Origin of the sequence: Curtobacterium sp. MCLR17_043 (assembly GCF_003224215.1) — a bacterium.
Lineage (GTDB): Bacteria > Actinomycetota > Actinomycetes > Actinomycetales > Microbacteriaceae > Curtobacterium > Curtobacterium flaccumfaciens.
Genome location: NZ_QKLH01000001.1, coordinates 351,685 through 368,711, shown reverse-complemented (window position 1 = coordinate 368,711; position 17,027 = coordinate 351,685). Strand labels below are relative to the sequence as shown.

Below are 17,027 nucleotides of genomic sequence, written 5' to 3'. Positions count from 1 at the left end.
AGATGTGTATAAGAGACAGATCCCGCCCAGACCGTCGGTTCCTGACGGCCGTGCGAAAGGACACCCCGATGACCGCACACATCCCCACCCGAGGAACCGGCGTGCGCCGCGTCCTCCTCAGTGCCGTCGCCGCACTCGGCGCGGCAGCGCTCCTTGCCGGCTGCTCCTCGTCGTCCGGAGCGTCCGGCTCCGGCGGCGACTACGAGGCCGCGCCGAAGGACACCAAGGCGTCCCTGACCTACGCCGTCTGGGACGAGAACCAGGTCAAGGCCATCAAGGCCAACCTGAAGGGCTTCAACGAGGAGTACCCGGACATCAAGGTGAGCGTCGACGTCACGCCGTTCGCCAACTACTGGACGAAGCTGCAGACCCAGGGTTCGAGCAACACCCTGCCCGACCTGTTCTGGATGAACGGCCCGAACTTCCAGCTGTACGCGGCCAACGGCAAGCTCGCGCCGATCACCGGCGAGGTCGAGTCGGGTGACATCGACGCGTCGAAGTACTCGAGCGCACTCAACGACCTGTACACGTACGACGACACCCAGTACGGCGTGCCGAAGGACTTCGACACCATCGGCGTCTGGGTCAACAAGTCGCTGTTCGAGCAGGCCGGCATGGACCTGCCGTCCAAGGACTGGACGTGGGACGACTTCCAGCAGACCGGCGCCGAGCTGTCCGAGAAGCTGAAGGCGAAGGGCGCCTACGGGGCAGCCGGCGGCATGGACGGCCAGACGACGTACTACAACACGATCCTGCAGGCCGGGGGATCGGTCGTGAACGCGGACGGCACCGAGTCCGAGTACGCCACGAAGGCCTCCGAGGACGGCCTGCAGTTCTGGACCGACCTGATCGACTCGGGGGCATCGCCCTCGATCAAGCAGCTCACCGACACCACGGCCGACCAGTGGTTCACCTCGGGCAAGCTCGCGATGTACCAGGGCGGCAGTTGGTTCCGCTCCGCGCTGACCGGCACCGAGCTCGAGAAGGACGTCGTCGCCTACCCGCTGCCCAAGGGCAAGGAGCAGGCGACCGTCATCCACGGGGTCTCGAACGTCGTGTCCGAGGCGAGCAAGGACAAGGCAGCCGCCCAGGCGTTGCAGGTCTACCTCGCGGGCAAGACGGCCCAGCAGCAGCAGGGCGACATGGGCGCGGTCATCCCGGCGTACGAGGGCACGCAGAGCGCCTTCACGAAGACGATGCCCGACGCCGACCTGCAGGTGTTCCTCGACGCGGTGGACTACGCGAAGCCGCTGCCGGTGTCGAAGAACACCGCCGCCTGGAACACCCTCGAGACCACCCTGCTGCCGAGCGCCTTCGACGGGTCGAAGCCCGTCGACCAGGTGGCAGAGGACCTCGCACAGAAGATGGACGCCGCCCTCGCCAAGGAAAAGTAGGACCCGCGCGTGACGATCAACACCGAGCGGCCCCCGGCCGCAGCCACCCCCGCCCGGACGACACGTTCGTCCGGGCGGGGCGCCCCCGCGCCGCGCGCCGACGGCGGCCGAGCGCCACGACGGACCGACGGCTGGTGGCCGTGGCTCTTCGTGCTCCCGTTGCTCGTCGGCGTCGGCACCTTCTACATCTGGCCGATCATCCAGACGTTCTGGTACTCGTTCACCAGCTGGGGCGTCTTCGGCGGTGCCACCTTCACCGGCGTCGCCAACTACGTCCGACTCGTCGGTGACCCGCAGCTGTACCAGTCGCTGCTCAACACGGTGATCTACACCGTGATCGTTCTCGCCGGGATCCCGATCGCGGTGTGGCTCGCCAGTCTGCTGAACACCCCGGGGCTGCGGTTCGCCCAGTTCTACCGGGTGCTCTTCTTCCTGCCGTACGTCGCCATGCCCGCGGCGATCGCCCTGGTCTGGCGCATCATGTACAACGGCGACTACGGCATCGTGAACTGGTTCCTCGGGAACTTCGGCATCGACGGCCCGTACTGGATCTCGACCCCCGGCTTCGCGCTGATCGCGGTGAGCCTGGTCGGCCTCTGGTCGTCCCTCGGGTTCTCGATGATCATCCTCGGCGCCGGGCTCAAGGACATCCCGCCGGAGCTCTACGAGGCCGCGGAGCTCGACGGCGCGAGCCGGTGGCGGCAGTTCCGCTCGGTGACCGTGCCGTTGCTCAGCCCGAGCATCTTCTTCGTCGTGATCGTCACGACGATCTCGAGCTTCCAGCTGTTCGACCTGCTGTACGCGATCCTCGGCAGCACCAACCCGGTGATCCCGAAGACGATGTCGCTCGTCTTCTACTTCTACAGCGCCGGGTTCATCGACAACGACAAGGGCTTCGCGGCCGCGATCGCGATGGTGATCTTCCTGCTCATCGGCATCGTCACGCTCGTGCAGTTCCGCGTCCAACGGAAGTGGGTGCAGGGATGACCGCCACCGTCACACCGCCTCGGGCCGCACGCCGACCCGGCCGTCGCGGCGGCAGCCACTGGTGGATCCACGTCGTGCTCGGCATCGGCGGGTTCGCGATGGCCTTCCCGTTCCTCTGGCAGATCATCATGTCGCTCTCCACGAACGCGCAGGTGCAGTCCGTCACGCCGGTCTTCTGGCCGGGGGAGCTGCAGTGGCAGAACTACGCGCAGGTCTTCGAACGCCTGCCGTTCCTCAGCCAGCTCGGCACGTCGGTGTACGTCACGATCATCCGCACGATCGCGCAGATCGTCCTGTGCACGCTCGCCGGGTACGCCTTCGCCCGGATGCGGTTCCGCGGCCGGGCGGCACTGCTCGCGATCGTGCTGTCGATCCTGCTCGTGCCCTCGCAGGTCTACCTGATCTCGCAGTACCAGATCGTGCAGGGGCTCGGCTGGCTCGACACCCTGATGGGGATCGTCGCACCCGGGCTGTTCAGCGCCTTCGGCACGTTCCTGATGCGGACCGCGTTCCTGAACATGCCGCCCGAGCTGGAAGAGGCAGCGCGGATGGACGGCGCGAACCCGTTCCAGACGTTCTGGCGGATCATGCTGCCCCTGGCCCGTCCCTCGATCAGCGTGCTCGCGATCACGACCGTGCTGTGGTCGTGGAACGAGCTGCTCTGGCCGCTCGTGGTCTCCACCCGCGCCGAGGACATGCCGCTCGCCGCCGGCCTCGCGACGCTGTCGAGTGACCGCACGATCGACTACCCGGTGCTGATGGCCGCCAGCCTGATGGCGATGGCGCCGGTGCTCATCATGTTCGTCGTGCTGCAGCGTCGGGTGATGGACGGGCTCGCGTCGTCCGGTCTGAAGTGACCACCGCGACCCCCGGCCTGGAGGCCCGCCCCGCGTCCGTCGCGGTCCTCGCCGCCGCCGTGGGGTCACCGGACGACTCCGCGACGGTGGCGGCCGCACTGGCCGCCACCGTCGCCGACGCCGGGCCCGCGGAGCGGGACGAGCTGCTGGTCGCGGCGCTCCGCGCCGCGGTGCCGGACAGCGCCGACGCGCTCGCGGAGCGGGGCCTCCCGCGCGCGCTCGCCGAGGCCTCCGTCGCCGACGTCGACCGCAAGCTCGCGCGCTACGGTCTGCACGGCACCGGGGTGGAGTGGCTCGTCGCCGTGGTGACCGGGCGCGTGGTGGCCGTGGGGCGCCTCCAGTTCGAACTCGGCGACCACCTGGCGGACGGCACGCCGGCCTGGGGCGTGCACGTGCCGGAGACCGGGCCGCTCGACCCGGTGGCCTGCGACCGCTCGTTCGCCCGCGCACCCGAGGTCCTGCGCGGCCTCGCACCGCAGCTCGCTGCCGACCGGTGGCAGTGCCGCTCCTGGATGCTCGACCCGGGACTGCCCGCCGCGCTCGGTCCCGATGCCAACCTCGTGCGCTTCGCCCGGCGCTTCCGTCTCGTCCCCCCGGGGGCGCACGACGCGACCGAGGGGGACGCCAGCGTCGCGAAGTTCGTCTTCGGGGTGCCGCTGGCGACCGCACGGTCCGCGGCGCCGTCCGGTCGGTTGCGCGCGGCCGTGCTCGACCGGTGGGCGAGCGGTGGGTACTGGACCGAGCGGACCGGCACGGCGCCGGTCGCGTGACCGCCCGCAGCCGCGGCCGCGTACCGTGCACGGCATGACGAAGCCCGACCACGACCACCTCGACGACGGCGTCGACATGACGTTCGAGGAACGCCGACAGGACACGTTCCGTCGCATGTCCGGATCTGACGAGCACGACGCCGACCCGCGGGTCGAGGTCTCCCGTGCCGAGGACGGCGACGTCCGCATCGACGTCGCCGACACCGCGGCGGTCCGACCCGGCGAGTGACACCCGTTCCGGGCCCTGGTCCGCCGGGGTCGGTGGGGCACGGCATGATCGTGTCGTGCACCTCGTCCTCCGCCGCGTCGACGGCGGCGTCCTCGCGACGCCCCTGACCGACGCGGGGACCGCCGGGGGCGAGCCGATCCGCCTGGACGAGCCGGGCCTCCCGGCCTTCGTCGCGGCCCACGACGCACCGGGCGTGCGCTGGGTGTGGGACGACACCGCCCGCTGGTACCCGGCCGTGCTCGCTGCAGGCGGTCGGGTCGGTCGCTGCGTCGACCTGCGCCTCGGCCGTCGTGTCCTGCGGGCCGCGCTGGCGGCGCGGGGATCCGCGCTCGCGGCCGCGCCGGCCGACGCCCTGGACGCCCCGGTCGCGGAAGCCCGCGTGGTCCGGCCGACGCAGGCCCAGCTCTTCGACGACGCCCTGTTCACCGCCGCCGCGCCCGACGACGAGGTCGACCCGGTGGCGGAGTTCCGGGCGCAGCTCTCTGCGGTGGCGGGGTCGAGCGCTCCCGGTGCGCTCCGCCTGCTGCTCACCGCGGAGTCGGCCGGTGCGCTCGTGGCGGCCGAGATGCTGCACGCCGGGCTGCCGTGGCGTGCCGACGTGCACGAACGGCTGCTCGAGGACGCCCTCGGGCCGCGCGTGCCCTACGGGGTGCGGCCGCGACGCCTCGAGGAGATCGCCGCCGTCGTGCGCGAGCGCCTCGACGACCCCGGTCTCAACCCGGACTCACCCGCCGACGTCCTGAAGTCGCTGCGCCGGGCCGGCCTGATGGTCACGAGCACGCGGAAGTGGGAGCTGCAGGAGATCGAGCACCCCGTCATCGAGCCGCTGCTCGAGTACAAGCGCCTGGCGCGACTGCTCACCGCCAACGGCTGGACCTGGCTCGACGACTGGATCCGCGACGGACGGTTCCACCCGAAGTACGTCGTCGGCGGTGTCGTCACCGGGCGTTGGGCGGCCGACGGCGGGGGAGCGATGCAGTTGCCGAAGGGCATCCGCGGGGCCGTCATCGCCGACCCCGGGTGGAAGCTCGTCGTCGCGGACGCCGCGCAGCTGGAGCCCCGGGTGCTCGCCGCGATGTCCGGCGACCGGGCGATGGCCGCGGCCGGCGACGGGCGCGACCTGTACGACGGCGTGGTGGCCTCGGGTGCGGTCGAGACCCGGCAGCAGGCGAAGGTGGCGATGCTCGGTGCGATGTACGGGGCGACCCAGGGCGAGGGCGGTCGGCTCGTGCCGCGCCTGGTCCGGGCGTTCCCGCAGGCGCTCGACATGGTGGAACGGGCGGCCCGTGCGGGGGAGCGCGGCGAACCCGTGACGACGCTGCTCGGGCGGACGTCACCGGTGCCCGAGGACTCGTGGTTCGAGGCCCGGAACCAGGCCTACACGGTCGAGGGGACCCCGGCGATGCAGCGTGCGGTCGAGTCCCGCGCCCGGAGCTGGGGGCGGTTCACCCGGAACTTCGTGGTGCAGGGGACCGCGGCCGAGTGGGCACTCGCGTGGATGGGTTCCCTGCGGTCGCGGTTGCTCGCGCGCTTCCCCGGAGCCGTGACGGACGGGCCGCACCTGGTGTTCTTCGTGCACGACGAGATCGTGGTGCACGCCCCGGCGGAGCACGCTGAGTGGGTGGCGCAGCAGATCCGGGAGGCCGCTGTCGATGCCGGACGGTTGTTGTTCCAGGACTTCCCGGTGACGTTCCCGCTGTCGGTCGGGGTGGTGGGGGCGTACTCGGAGGCGAAGGACTGAAGCAGCCGGGACGGCTCCCGGCGGCTTCGGGCAGGGTGGACGGATGCACACCGAACGCGGGGACGCCGCCGACCGCACCGTCGGCGAAGTCGACCTGACCCGTTGGCGCTCCCGTGCCGGCCGCAGCGTCGCCGAGGCGTGGACCGCGCTCGGCAAGCGCTTCGGCGCCATGCCCGTTCTGCTGCTGACCCTCGCCATCGGCCTGGGCGTCGCCGTCCTCGCGACGTGGATCGCCTCCGAGGTCTACGACGCCGTGCGGGAAGCCGACGACGTCGCGGTGCTCGACCGACCCGTCCTCGACTGGGCGCTCACACTCCGATCACCCACGGCGGACACGCTCGTCACCTGGTGGACCGACATCGCGGGCACGATCGGGATGCCGATCGTCGCGCTCGGGTTCCTGGTCGGCTTCACGATCCAGCGCCGTGCGTGGACGCCACTGGTGCTCCTGGTCGCAGCGAGCGGTGGTTCGTTGCTCATGACGATCGCGGGCAAGGACCTCATCGGCCGTGCCCGTCCACCGCTGTCCGACGCGGTGCCGCCGTACGAAACGTCGCCGTCGTTCCCGTCGGGGCACACGCTCAACTCCACGGTGATCGTGGGCACGATCGTGTACCTCCTGCTCCTGCGGCAGTCGCGCGTCGTCACCCGGGTGTGGACGATCGTCGTGGGCACCCTGTTCGTGCTGTCGGTGGGGGCGTCGCGGGTGTTCCTCGGGCACCACTGGCTGACCGACGTGCTGGCGGCGTGGGCGCTCGGACTCGCCTGGCTCGCCCTCGTGATCACGGCGCACCGGTTGTACCTGACGGCGCTCCACCACGGTGCCGAGCCCGCGCCGGACGTCGACCGCATCACTTCGTGAGCAGAAGACGTCGGGTTGCTCGCCCGCACCCGACATCTTCTGCTCACGAAGTCGCAAAGCCCCCCGCCGCCCGGGCCCGCCCCCCCCGAACGGCAGAGCGCCGTCAGCCGCGACCGGTAGGTTGCCGGGCATGGAAGAACGGGTCTTCGGCGGCAGGTACCGCGTCACGGGCACGCTCGGACACGGTGGCATGGCGTCCGTGTACCGGGCGGTCGACGAGCAACTCGGTCGCGAGGTCGCGGTCAAGGTGTTCCGCATCGGCCCCGTCGACCGCGGTGAGCGCGCCCGCGCCGAGGCGGAGATCCAGACCCTCGCGACGCTGCGCGCCCCCGAGCTCGTCACGCTCTACGACGCCGCTCTCGACGACGTCGACGGCGACTCGTACCTCGTCATGGAACTCGTGCCGGGCAGTGACCTGGCGACCCGTCTGCGCGAGGGCCCGCTCGACCCCGCGACCGCTGCCCGCCTGGGTGCGCAGGTCGCCGACGGCCTGGCCGCCGTGCACGCGCAGGGGATCGTCCACCGTGACGTGAAGCCCGCGAACGTCCTGCTCGAGAGCGACGGCCGGCACGTCAAGCTCGCCGACTTCGGGATCGCCCTGCTCCGTGACGCCTCACGCGTGACGGGGACGGGGACCGTGATGGGGACGGCCGCGTACCTTGCCCCGGAGCAGGTCCTGGCGAAGGAGATCACCGGCAAGGCCGATGTCTACTCGCTCGGGCTCGTGCTGCTCGAGTGCATGACCGGCCGCCAGCCGTTCCCGGGCAGCGCGGTCGAGTCGGCCACCGCCCGGCTGACCCGTTCACCCGAGATCGACCGGCAGCTGCCCACGGCCTGGCGCACCCTGCTGCACGTGATGACCGCGCAGGACCCGGCGGAGCGACCGACGGCTGCCGAGGCCGCCGAGCGTCTGCGTGCGCTGGGCCGCGACGAGCCGACGAACGCCACGCAGCTGCTGCCCGGTACGCCCGGTGCAGTGACGTCCGCGGCCGCCGGTGCGGCTGGTGCCGCGGTCGGCGCCGGCGCCGCCGCAGCGGCGAACGCCGACGACCGGACGCAGGCGATGCCGGCGAGCGAACTGCCGAACGGCGGCGCGCGTCCGGGCGACGACGCCACCCGCGTCCTCCACACCCAGAGTCCGAACCCCGCCGACGACGTCTCGACGACCGTCCTCGGCGCGCAGGCGAACGGCCGCGGCGCATCGGGCCCGAGCGGGCCGACACCGCCACCGGTCACGCCCCACCCGGTCCGGGGCGACCAGCCGGAAGACCAGCCGGAGAAGAAGAAGCGCGGACCGCTCATCGCCGCGATCATCGTGATCGTCCTGGTGCTCATCGGCATCGGGGTCGCGGTGTTCGCCCTGAACGGCGACGACGACGGCACCCCGGCCCCGACGGACACCACGTCGACCGCGCCGACCGAGCAGCAGCCGTCCGAGGACCCGGGCGAGGAACAGCAGCCGAGCGAACCCGCCGAGCAGCAGCCCTCGCAGGAGCAGCAGCAGCCGTCGCAGCCCGCCGAGGAACCGAGCGAGCAGCCGAGCGAACCGACCGAGCCGGAGCAGCCCACGCAGGACCCGCCCGTCGGCCCGGAGCCGAGCACCCCGGCATCGAACCCGGTGCAGGAGCCGCAAGACGGCACGGGCGCGGCCGACACCGGCGCGGTCGACACCACGTCGGACACCGCCCCCGGCAAGTCCGGCAGCGCACCGGGACACAACAAGGACTGACACGCCGGGGTTTTCGTCCAGTCCCTGGAGCAAATAGGCTCATTCCGTGCGAGAACTGCAACGGAGCGGTGGCCCGACGACGGCCGTGGCCGCTCGGAACGGTGTCGGCTTCGTTTCTGCAGAGGCCTGGCTCGTCGAACGACCAGCGGGAGCGTCCGTGGCCGAGGCGATCGTCCCCGGTTTCACCGGACGCACCATCGCCATCGGCGACGAGCTCTCCTGGGTCTGGTTCCCCGAGCAGACCCTGCCCGACGGGGCATCGGAACCGACGGAAGCAGACCTGCCGCACTTCTGGGACGCCACGGCCTTCGCCGTCGACGTCGTCTTCACCGACGGCTCGCGACTACGCAACGATGCCGCGGTCCGCGACCAGTACGGCGATGCGATCACCCCGGATGCACAGGACGCGGCCCGCAAGCAGTGGGTGGACCAGTGGAACCGCCGCGCGGTCGACCTCACGCCGTTCACGGGGCTGGTCGTCGACCGCCTGGAGGCCCGGCTCGGCTCCGACGCACCGGCTGCGGCCGCCGACGGCGAGCGTCCCGCACTGCGCGGCTGGCTCGATGCCGTCCGGATCGGTCCCGCGCGTCCGACCCCGACGACCCCGCTCGGCCACGTCCGGACGACCCGGGGTACCCAGGCATCCTCCCGGTTCTCCCGCGGCAACAACGCCCCGCTCGTCGGCGTCCCGCACGGCGGGGTCTTCGGCCTGCCGATGACGGACGCCTCGAGCAACCGCTGGCCGTACGCGTACCAGGAGCACGACCGGCTCGATGACCAGGGGCGACTCCGCCCGGCGATCCAGGCCTTCGCGACGAGTCACATCCCGTCGCCGTGGATGGGTGACCGCGGGGTGTTCCAGGTGATGCCCTCGCCACTCGACACCCCCGATGTCGACCGGTCCGCTCGCGCGCTCGGGTTCGACCACGAGGACGAGCAGGACGGCCCGCACCGCTACCGGGTCGCCCTCGAGCACGGTGTGACGGCCGAGCTGACCGCGGGGGAGTTCGCCCTCGGGTTCCGGTTCACCGGCACCCGCAGCGTCGTGCTCGACCACCACGGCCGGGTGTCCGACGTCTCCGTGACGATCACCGACGGCACTGCCGTGGTCGAGGCGCTCCTGGACGACCGCCCCGGCACCCCGCCGCACCACGTGCACCTGCGGGTCGCTGGGGTCACCGCCGACCACACGACGATCGGCGAGCACGAGCTGCGCGGCTGGCTGTCCCTGGGGGAACCCGGGGGCACCGGCGGCCCGGTCGACGTCCTGCTCGGCATCTCGACCGTCTCGATCGAGGACGCCCGCGCGAACCTCGACGACGCTGGCTCGTTCGACGCCATGCGGTCCCGTGCCGAAGCGCTGTGGACCGAGAAGCTCGCGACGCTGTCCTTCGACGGTGCGACCCCCGACCAGCTGACGAGCCTGTACTCCGGCCTGTACCGGCTGTTCCTCTACCCGAACCGCGCCGGGGAGACCGCCCTGACCGGCACCCCGAGGCACCGCTCCCCGTACGGCGACGTGCTGGCGGAGCCGATCCGCGACGAGCCCGGGCCGGAGATCGTCGAAGGCCCGTTCACCACCACGAACGGCTTCTGGGACACCTACCGCACGGCCTGGCCGCTCCTCGGACTCCTGACCCCCGAGACCGCGGGCGAGCTCGCGCAGGGCTTCGTCGAGCACCACCACGACGGCGGGTGGACGCCCCGCTGGAGTGCCCCCGGCGCCGAGGACTGCATGACCGGCACCACGAGCGACACCGTCTTCGCCGACCTCGCGGTGAAGGGCGTGCGCGGCTTCGACCTGGCCGAGGCGTACCGGAGCGCGGTGCGGAACGCGACCGTCCCGCCGCGTGACGAGCGCGTCGGACGCAAGGGGAGCCTCCCGGGCGCCTTCCGCGGCCACGTCGACACGGCGACCCACGAGGGGATGTCGTGGACCCTGGACGCGGCCATCAACGACTGGGGTCTGGCCGTCATGGGGGGCCTGCTCGCGTCACGGGCGCGGACGCCCGCCGACCTGTCCCGTTACGAGGCCGAGGCCGAGTGGTTCGCCCGCCGGTCCCTGCAGTACCGGCACGTCTTCGACTCCGAGCGCGGGTTCTTCATCGGCCGCGACCCGGACGGCTCGTGGCGGGTCGGCACCGAGTTCGACCCGCGCGACTGGGGCGACGACTACACGGAGACGAACGCGTGGGGCACCGCGTTCACGGCGCCGCACGACGGCGCCGGCGTCGTCGACCTGCACGGCGGGCCGGAGCGCTTCGACGCCGCTCTCGACGCGTTCTTCGCGACCCCCGAGACCGGCGCGCTGGCGCGGTCCGGCTCGTACGGGTTCCCGATCCACGAGATGACCGAGGCCCGCGACGTCCGGATGGGGATGCTCGGGCTGTCGAACCAGCCGGCGCACCACATCCCCTTCTTCCCGATGTTCACCGGGCGCCACGACGACGCGCACCGCATCGTCCGCGAGTCGCTCGAGCGGCTGTTCGTCGGGTCCGACCTCGGCCAGGGCTACCCGGGTGACGAGGACAACGGTGAGATGAGCGCCTGGTACGTCTTCGCGACCATCGGCCTGTACCCGCTGGCGCCGTCGACCGGCACCTACGTACTCGTGCCGCCGTCGGTCCGCAGGACGGTGCTGCGACAGCCTGGAGGAACGGAGACGGTCATCGAGATCGCCGCGGGCTCCGTAGGCGCGTACGTGGCGTCGGTGACGGTCGACGGCTCGCCCTGGACCTCGGTCACCATCCCGCACAGCGTGGTCGTGGCCGCGTCGCGGATCGAGTTCACCCTGTCCGACGAACCGCAGGGATGGGCGTCGGACACCCGCCCCGTCTCCGCCTCCGACGTGCACGGCTACCGGGACGCTCCGGTGGACGTCCTGCCCGTCGGAGCCTCGGCGCTCACCGACGACACCGGCGGCACCGTCACGGCGCTCGCCGCGGGGGAGTCCGTGTCCTTCGACGTGTCCTGCCCCGCCGCCTCGTTGTACACCGTGACGGTGGCATCGCCGGGGTCCTACTCGTGGCAGGTCGGCCTCGACGACGCCGTCACGGCGGTCGACGGCGCCGAGTTCTCGTGGGCCGGCCAGACCCGGGTGTTCCGGATCCTCGGCGGCGGTTCGTCGTTCACGTTCACCGCCGGCACCGACCTGACGCTGACGCAGCTCGAGCTCATCGCGGCCGACGGACAGCGTTGACCCGGCGTTCACCGAGCGGGAGCATGCTCGCCCCATGTCGATGAGCGCACCGTTCGATCCCGAACAGCAGGGCCGGTCCATCCCCGTGGACGGCAGTGACGAGTCCGAGCTCGAGATGGAGGAGGACCGCGGCGCCGACGTCGGCGACGACTCCGCCGACCCGAGCGTCTCGCCCGTCAGTCACCACGACGAGGACGAGGCCGGCGGCGGCCCGGTGTTCCGACGTCCGCACGCCGGTGAGCGGCTCCACCCGGACGACCTCTGACCGTTCCGGGGGTCCTCCGGGGTTTCTTGGGCGATTGCCAAGCGGCTCGGGCATGCTCGTGCGCATGTCGATCGCGAACTCGTGGGACCCGTCCGGTGGCCGTGCAATCCCGGAGGACCAGGTCCGTCAGGACGGGCTCGAACTCGACGAGGACCCGGCGATGCTGGGGATCTCGTTCGACGTCGTGGGCGGCGCCTCCGCCGACCCCGCCGGGGTGTCCCCGGTCGACGTGAACGTGCCGACGCCGAGGTCTGCTGGTTCCGCCTCCGACGACTAGTGCGCCTGGTCGAATCGGGCGTACCTGGTCGAATCGGGCATACCTGGTCGGATCTTTCCACCAGGTACGCCCGAAAGCACCTTGCATCGCACGCGTTCTGGGAAGGAACTTCAGCGCGCGGAAGGGTGGGAGACCCGGTACTTGAACCCGACGTGCGAGCCGGTGAAGCCGAGGCGCTCGTAGAACCGGTGCGCATCGGTCCGCGCAGCGTCGGACGTGAGCTGCACGAGCGGGGCCCGGAGGGCCGGCGCAGCGACGTCGGTCACCCAGCGCATCAGGGCACTCCCGATGCCGCCGGAGCGTAGAGCACTGCTGACCCGCACCGCCTCGACGAGCAGCCGGGTGGCACCACGACGAGCCATCCCGGGGATCCGGGTGAGTTGCAGCGTCCCGACGAGCCGCCCGTCGGCGTCCTCGGCGACGAGCAGCGCGTTCGTCGGGTCGTCCACGATCGACCGGAGTGCCTCGGCGTACTGGGGGCGGTCCTCCGATGCGGCGACGTCACCGCGCGCGGCGCTGATCGGGTCGTCGGACAACAGGGTCATGAGTGCGTCGAGGTCCGCTTCCGTGGCGTTCCGCAGCGTCAGTTCGCCGGAGCGTGTGGTCAGGCGGACGGGCAGAGCGAGGTCGTGGAGCACGATCCCACCCTGCCCGACCCGACGGGGCGGTCCCGGTTCAGGGAACGGTGTGTCCGGCCGCGGTGAAGATCCGGTACCACTCCTCGCGCGACAGCTCGACGTCCGAGCCGGCTGCCGAGTCCCGCACGCGCTGCGGGTTGGTGGTGCCGAGGACGACCTGGAAGTGCGCGGGGTGGCGGGTGATCCACGAGACCGCGATGCCGGTCGGGGTGACACCGTGCGCGGCGGCGACCTCCTCGAGCACGTCGTTCAGCTCCGCGTACTGCTCACGGTCGCCCAGGAAGACGCCGTCGAAGAAGCCCTTCTGGAACGGCGACCAGGCCTGCAGCGTGATGTCGTTGATGCGCGAGTAGTTGAGGATGTCGTTGTCGCGGTCCACCGACTGCTCGAGGCCGCCCATGTTCGCGGTCAGGCCCTGCGAGATGACGTTGGCGTGGGTGATGCTCAGCTGCACCTGGTTGAACGCGAGCGGCTGGCGGACGTGCTTCTTGAGCAGGTCGACCTGGCCGGGGGTGTGGTTCGAGACGCCGAAGTGGTGCACCTTGCCGGCGGCGTGCAGCTCGTCGAATGCCTTCGCGACCTCTTCCGGCTCGACCAGGGCGTCGGGGCGGTGCAGCAGCAGGACGTCGACGTACTCGGTCTGCAGTGCCTCGAGCGACTCGTGCACGGACTCGAGGATGTGCTCGTACGAGAAGTCGAAGTACGCGCCCTTCGGCGTCGGCCGGATGCCGACCTTGGTCTGCAGCACGATCTCGGCGCGTTCCGCGGGCGTCAGCGTGACGGCGGCGCCGAACCGCTCCTCGCAGCCGTGCCACTCGCCGTAGACCGCGGCGTGGTCGAACATGTTCACGCCCGCATCGCGCGAGGCGCTGTAGAGCGAACGGATGTCCTCATCGCTCATGTCGTTGATCCGCATCAGTCCGACGATGACGTCGGAGGCGGTGCGGTCTGTCTGTGGCAACTCCAGTGTCTTCACGCCGTCGATCCTGCCAGCCGGTCCCCGGCACAGGCAGGCCCTGCCAGTACCTCAGGCGACGCCCGACCCGCCGTCGGCGTCCCTCGAGGTCAGTGGACGGAGAACCCGCCGTCCACCGCGATGGACTGCCCGGTGACGTAGGCCGACCCGGGCCCGGCGAGGAACACCGCCGCCGCGGCGAAGTCCGACGCCAGCCCGTTGCGGCCGACCAGCGTCCGTGCGGCGAGGGCCGCCACCGTCGCCGGGTCGGAACCCAGCCGCTCGTTGAGCGGGGTGCGCACGAAACCGGGGACGAGGACGTTGGAGGTGACCCCCTGCGCGGACCAGGCCTCTGCCTGGGACCGGGCCAACGCCTCCAGACCAGCCTTGGAGACCCCGTACGCGCCGCTGGCGGCGAAGGGGCGGTGGGCCTGCTGCGAACTGATCGACACGATCCGCCCGTACCCACGGGCCGCCATGCCGGGTGCGAGCCGCTGCCCGAGCACGAACGGCGCGTCGAGGTTGACGGCCATCGTGGCATCCCAGGTCGCCTCGTCGAGTTCGGGCATCGGCGGCCGCAGGTTGATCCCGGCGGAGTTCACCAGCACGTCGACGTCCCCGGCGGCGTCCGCGAGTGCGTGTACGCCAGCGCGTGAGGACAGGTCCGCGACGATGCCGTCAGCCGAGCGGCCCGCCTGGCGGATTCCGGCGACGGAGGCGTCGATGGTCGCGGACGTCCGGGCGGCGACGAGGACGTGGGCACCCGCGTCGGCGAGTGCGGTGGCGATCGCTCGGCCGATGCCGGAGCTGCCTCCCGTCACGAGTGCGGTGCGGCCGTCGAGGCCGAAGAGCTGCTGCAGCGACATCCGGTCAGGCTACCGAGCCCCGTACGCTGGGCCGGTGCGTGACGACCTGCTGCCGATGCTCGCCTGCCCCGTGTGCGCCGAGCCCCTCGGCCGCGTCGACGGCGGCCAGGTCGGCTGCCCGAACGGTCACCGGTTCGACGAGGCGAAGCAGGGCCACCTGACGCTCCTGCCCGCGAAGCGGCGCGCACTCACCGCGGACACTCCGGAGATGGTGGACGCGCGGCTGCGGTTCCTGGGGCGCGGGCACTACGCGCCCGTCGAGCGGGCGCTCGCCGCGATCGTCGCGGACGCCACCGCGCCCGGCATCGTGCTCGACGTCGGTTCGGGCCCAGGGAGCTACCTGGCGCATGCGCTGCGCGCGGCGGACGGGAGGCTCGGGGTCGCGTTGGACTTGTCGGCCGTCGCGATCCGGCGTGCGGCACGCGCCCACGAGCGTGCGGGGGCCGTCGTCGGGGACGTGACCGAGCGCCTCCCGGTCGTCGACGGCGCTGCCGCCGTCCTGCTCGACGTCTTCGCGCCCCGCAACCAGACCGAGTACGCCCGCGTCCTGCACGCCGACGGCGTGCTCGCGGTGGTGACCCCGCGGGCCGGCCACCTGGCGGAACTCGCCGAGGCGACGATCAGCGTGGACCCGGAGAAGGAGCGCCGGCTGCACGACTCCCTGACGCCGTCGTTCGCGCTGCGGTCCTCCGAGGACCTGACCTGGTCCATGGAGTTGTCGACGGAGGACGTCCACGACGTCGTGCACATGGGGCCGAGCCACCACCACGTCGCGGCGGACACGGTGTTCGAGCCGGCGACGGTGACGGCCGCGGTCACCGTGTCGACGTGGACGCCGACGCGCTGACGGCCACGCAAGAACGTTCGTTTTGCAGCCTTGGCATGAAGAATCTGATGTTCTAGTGTGCCGCCAGGCGTCGCCAACGAGGGCGGCTCCGACACGGAGAGGCTGCACATGTCGAAGCGAACCAACACCTGCGCTGGAATCCTCCTGAGCGCCGCGCTGATCGCGGGCGGAGGCCTGACCGCCCCTGCTGCCAGCGCCGAACAGGCCGGTATCAAGGTCGTCGAGGCGCAGTCCGAAGCGCCGTTCGTCACCCGAGCGCTGATCGCACAGGCGATCGACGAAGCTCGCAGTGCGGGCGCGGTCAAGCGGGAAGAGACGCAGTCCGACGGCAGCCGGACCGTCATCGTCGATGGTGGAAACGGATTCGAGCTGGCGTTGAACGACACCAATCCGAACGCCCGTCTGGCCTACGGCTCGGACAACCGCGGCGCCTACATCGCCTTCAACTCGTTCGACCAGGGCGTGATCATCAGCGGTGCCGGATCACTGCTCGCCGCCGGGATCTGTGCGCTCGGTCCGGCTGCGTGCATCGTCGGGAGCGCCGCGATCATCCTGGCAAGTCAGTACATCACCTCGCACAGCAAGTGCCCCAGCCCGAAGTCCGTCCGCGTCTACCCCGTCACGAAGAAGACGAGTCGCTGCGTCTAGGAGGAGCCCCTCATGTCGAAGATCCTGACCAGTCTCCCGCTCGCGATCTGCGCCGCCATCGGGCTCGTGCTCATCGGGGCCGCCGTCTACGCCGGAGTCAACGGAACAACCGCGCAGTCGTGGGGCGGGATTGCCGTCGGTGCCGCTGCAGTCTCCGGGGGCGCGTGCACGGCATCAGCGATGCGGTACCGCCGCTCCCGGCACCACGGTCGGCGGGACTGACGGCGGTGGACGGCGAATGCCCCGTTCTCACTGAAGAACGGGGCATTCGCCGTTTCGCAAGGTCGTCAGTTGCCGGCCGGGGCGACGTCGAGCTGCCAGACCACGCCGAAGCGGTCGCGCAGCTGCCCGGCCAACGGTGCCCAGGCCGAGGGTTCCAGGGGCTGCCGGACCTCGGCGCCCTCGGACAGTGCCGCCCAGTACCGCTCGATCTCGGGGGCGTCGTCGCCGTGCACGAACACGTAGAAGGCGTTCGATCCCTGGTCGTAGGGCTGCCCGGGCCAGACGTCGAAGGCCATGACGCGGAAGCCGGCGGCCGTGGAGACCTGCCCGAAGACGATGCGGTCCGCCCAGGCCGGGTCGTCCAGGGCACCCATCTGGCCGTAGGTGGCGGCGGTGACCTCGCCGCCGAAGACCGATGCGTAGAAGTCGAGCGCCGCGCGGGCGTCGCCGTCGAAGTTGAGGTGGGTTGTCGTGTCGATGCTCATGGGACGAGGATGTCGGGCAATGCGGTCAGATCGTGTCCGCTTCTCTGACGAGGATG

At 71.4% G+C, this 17,027-nt stretch carries 18 protein-coding genes; 14 read left to right on the top strand and 4 right to left on the bottom strand.

The genetic code is table 11. The features are described 5' to 3' along the window. Positions 1-68: 68 nt before the first annotated feature. The 11 genes from DEJ03_RS01840 to DEJ03_RS01790 all read left to right on the top strand — a co-directional run bounded on the left by DEJ03_RS01840 (position 69) and on the right by DEJ03_RS01790 (position 12,310). On the top strand, positions 69-1,394 hold the full coding sequence (locus DEJ03_RS01840) for a sugar ABC transporter substrate-binding protein (protein WP_110863286.1): 1,326 nt from the start codon (positions 69-71) through the stop codon (positions 1,392-1,394). Between the two features lie 9 nt (positions 1,395-1,403). Next, positions 1,404-2,381, top strand: coding sequence for a carbohydrate ABC transporter permease (locus DEJ03_RS01835; protein WP_027466814.1), 978 nt, complete (start codon positions 1,404-1,406; stop codon positions 2,379-2,381). Next, positions 2,378-3,238 carry a carbohydrate ABC transporter permease gene (locus DEJ03_RS01830; RefSeq protein ID WP_071406230.1) on the top strand — a complete coding sequence of 287 codons (861 nt, stop codon included), beginning with the start codon at positions 2,378-2,380 and terminating at the stop codon, positions 3,236-3,238. Before DEJ03_RS01835 ends, DEJ03_RS01830 begins: the two co-directional genes overlap by 4 nt. Then, complete coding sequence (locus tag DEJ03_RS01825) at positions 3,235-4,008, top strand: hypothetical protein (protein ID WP_110863285.1); 774 nt, start codon at positions 3,235-3,237, stop codon at positions 4,006-4,008. The genes DEJ03_RS01830 and DEJ03_RS01825 overlap by 4 nt, the downstream gene beginning before the upstream one ends. 34 nt (positions 4,009-4,042) lie before the next feature. Continuing rightward, complete coding sequence (locus DEJ03_RS01820; protein WP_017887924.1) at positions 4,043-4,237, top strand: hypothetical protein; 195 nt, start codon at positions 4,043-4,045, stop codon at positions 4,235-4,237. A gap of 55 nt (positions 4,238-4,292) precedes the next feature. Further along, the gene (locus DEJ03_RS01815) at positions 4,293-5,978 is read left to right on the top strand and encodes a bifunctional 3'-5' exonuclease/DNA polymerase (RefSeq protein ID WP_110863284.1); all 1,686 of its coding nucleotides are present in this window, start codon (positions 4,293-4,295) and stop codon (positions 5,976-5,978) included. Between the two features lie 43 nt (positions 5,979-6,021). Then, positions 6,022-6,840, top strand: a complete 819-nt coding sequence (locus DEJ03_RS01810) for a phosphatase PAP2 family protein (RefSeq protein ID WP_110863283.1) — start codon at positions 6,022-6,024, stop codon at positions 6,838-6,840. 130 nt (positions 6,841-6,970) lie between these two features. Then, entirely contained in the window at positions 6,971-8,569 is a 1,599-nt protein-coding gene (locus DEJ03_RS01805; protein ID WP_110863282.1) for a serine/threonine-protein kinase, read from the top strand. 46 nt (positions 8,570-8,615) lie between these two features. Beyond that, positions 8,616-11,768 (top strand): GH92 family glycosyl hydrolase, encoded by a 3,153-nt coding sequence (locus DEJ03_RS01800; protein WP_258370445.1) that lies wholly within the window; start codon positions 8,616-8,618, stop codon positions 11,766-11,768. Positions 11,769-11,802: 34 nt separating this feature from the next. Further along, a complete protein-coding gene (locus DEJ03_RS01795) occupies positions 11,803-12,033 on the top strand; it encodes a hypothetical protein (protein ID WP_017887929.1) in 231 nt (76 codons plus the stop codon). Positions 12,034-12,097: 64 nt separating this feature from the next. After that, the gene (locus tag DEJ03_RS01790; RefSeq protein WP_139179591.1) at positions 12,098-12,310 is read left to right on the top strand and encodes a hypothetical protein; all 213 of its coding nucleotides are present in this window, start codon (positions 12,098-12,100) and stop codon (positions 12,308-12,310) included. Positions 12,311-12,420: 110 nt separating this feature from the next. On the opposite strand, the gene DEJ03_RS01785 is transcribed toward DEJ03_RS01790, so the two are convergent. The 3 genes from DEJ03_RS01785 to DEJ03_RS01775 all read right to left on the bottom strand — a co-directional run bounded on the left by DEJ03_RS01785 (position 12,421) and on the right by DEJ03_RS01775 (position 14,769). Beyond that, positions 12,421-12,948: a GNAT family N-acetyltransferase gene (locus tag DEJ03_RS01785; RefSeq protein ID WP_110863280.1), complete on the bottom strand. Its 528-nt coding sequence runs from the start codon at positions 12,946-12,948 to the stop codon at positions 12,421-12,423. 37 nt (positions 12,949-12,985) lie between these two features. Further along, positions 12,986-13,924, bottom strand: a complete 939-nt coding sequence (locus DEJ03_RS01780; protein WP_110863279.1) for an aldo/keto reductase family oxidoreductase — start codon at positions 13,922-13,924, stop codon at positions 12,986-12,988. An 89-nt stretch (positions 13,925-14,013) separates the two neighbouring features. After that, entirely contained in the window at positions 14,014-14,769 is a 756-nt protein-coding gene (locus DEJ03_RS01775; protein ID WP_110863278.1) for an SDR family NAD(P)-dependent oxidoreductase, read from the bottom strand. A 34-nt stretch (positions 14,770-14,803) separates the two neighbouring features. On the opposite strand from DEJ03_RS01775, the gene DEJ03_RS01770 reads away from it, so the two are divergent. Genes DEJ03_RS01770 through DEJ03_RS01760 form a run of 3 tightly spaced genes read left to right on the top strand, consistent with a single transcriptional unit; the run spans position 14,804 to position 16,486 of the window. Next, positions 14,804-15,616, top strand: a complete 813-nt coding sequence (locus DEJ03_RS01770) for a putative RNA methyltransferase (RefSeq protein WP_110863277.1) — start codon at positions 14,804-14,806, stop codon at positions 15,614-15,616. A 57-nt stretch (positions 15,617-15,673) separates the two neighbouring features. Then, complete coding sequence (locus DEJ03_RS01765) at positions 15,674-16,264, top strand: hypothetical protein (protein WP_146237628.1); 591 nt, start codon at positions 15,674-15,676, stop codon at positions 16,262-16,264. 12 nt (positions 16,265-16,276) lie between these two features. Beyond that, complete coding sequence (locus DEJ03_RS01760; RefSeq protein ID WP_110863275.1) at positions 16,277-16,486, top strand: hypothetical protein; 210 nt, start codon at positions 16,277-16,279, stop codon at positions 16,484-16,486. Between the two features lie 65 nt (positions 16,487-16,551). On the opposite strand, the gene DEJ03_RS01755 is transcribed toward DEJ03_RS01760, so the two are convergent. Continuing rightward, entirely contained in the window at positions 16,552-16,971 is a 420-nt protein-coding gene (locus DEJ03_RS01755; protein WP_110863274.1) for a VOC family protein, read from the bottom strand. Positions 16,972-17,027: the final 56 nt, after the last annotated feature.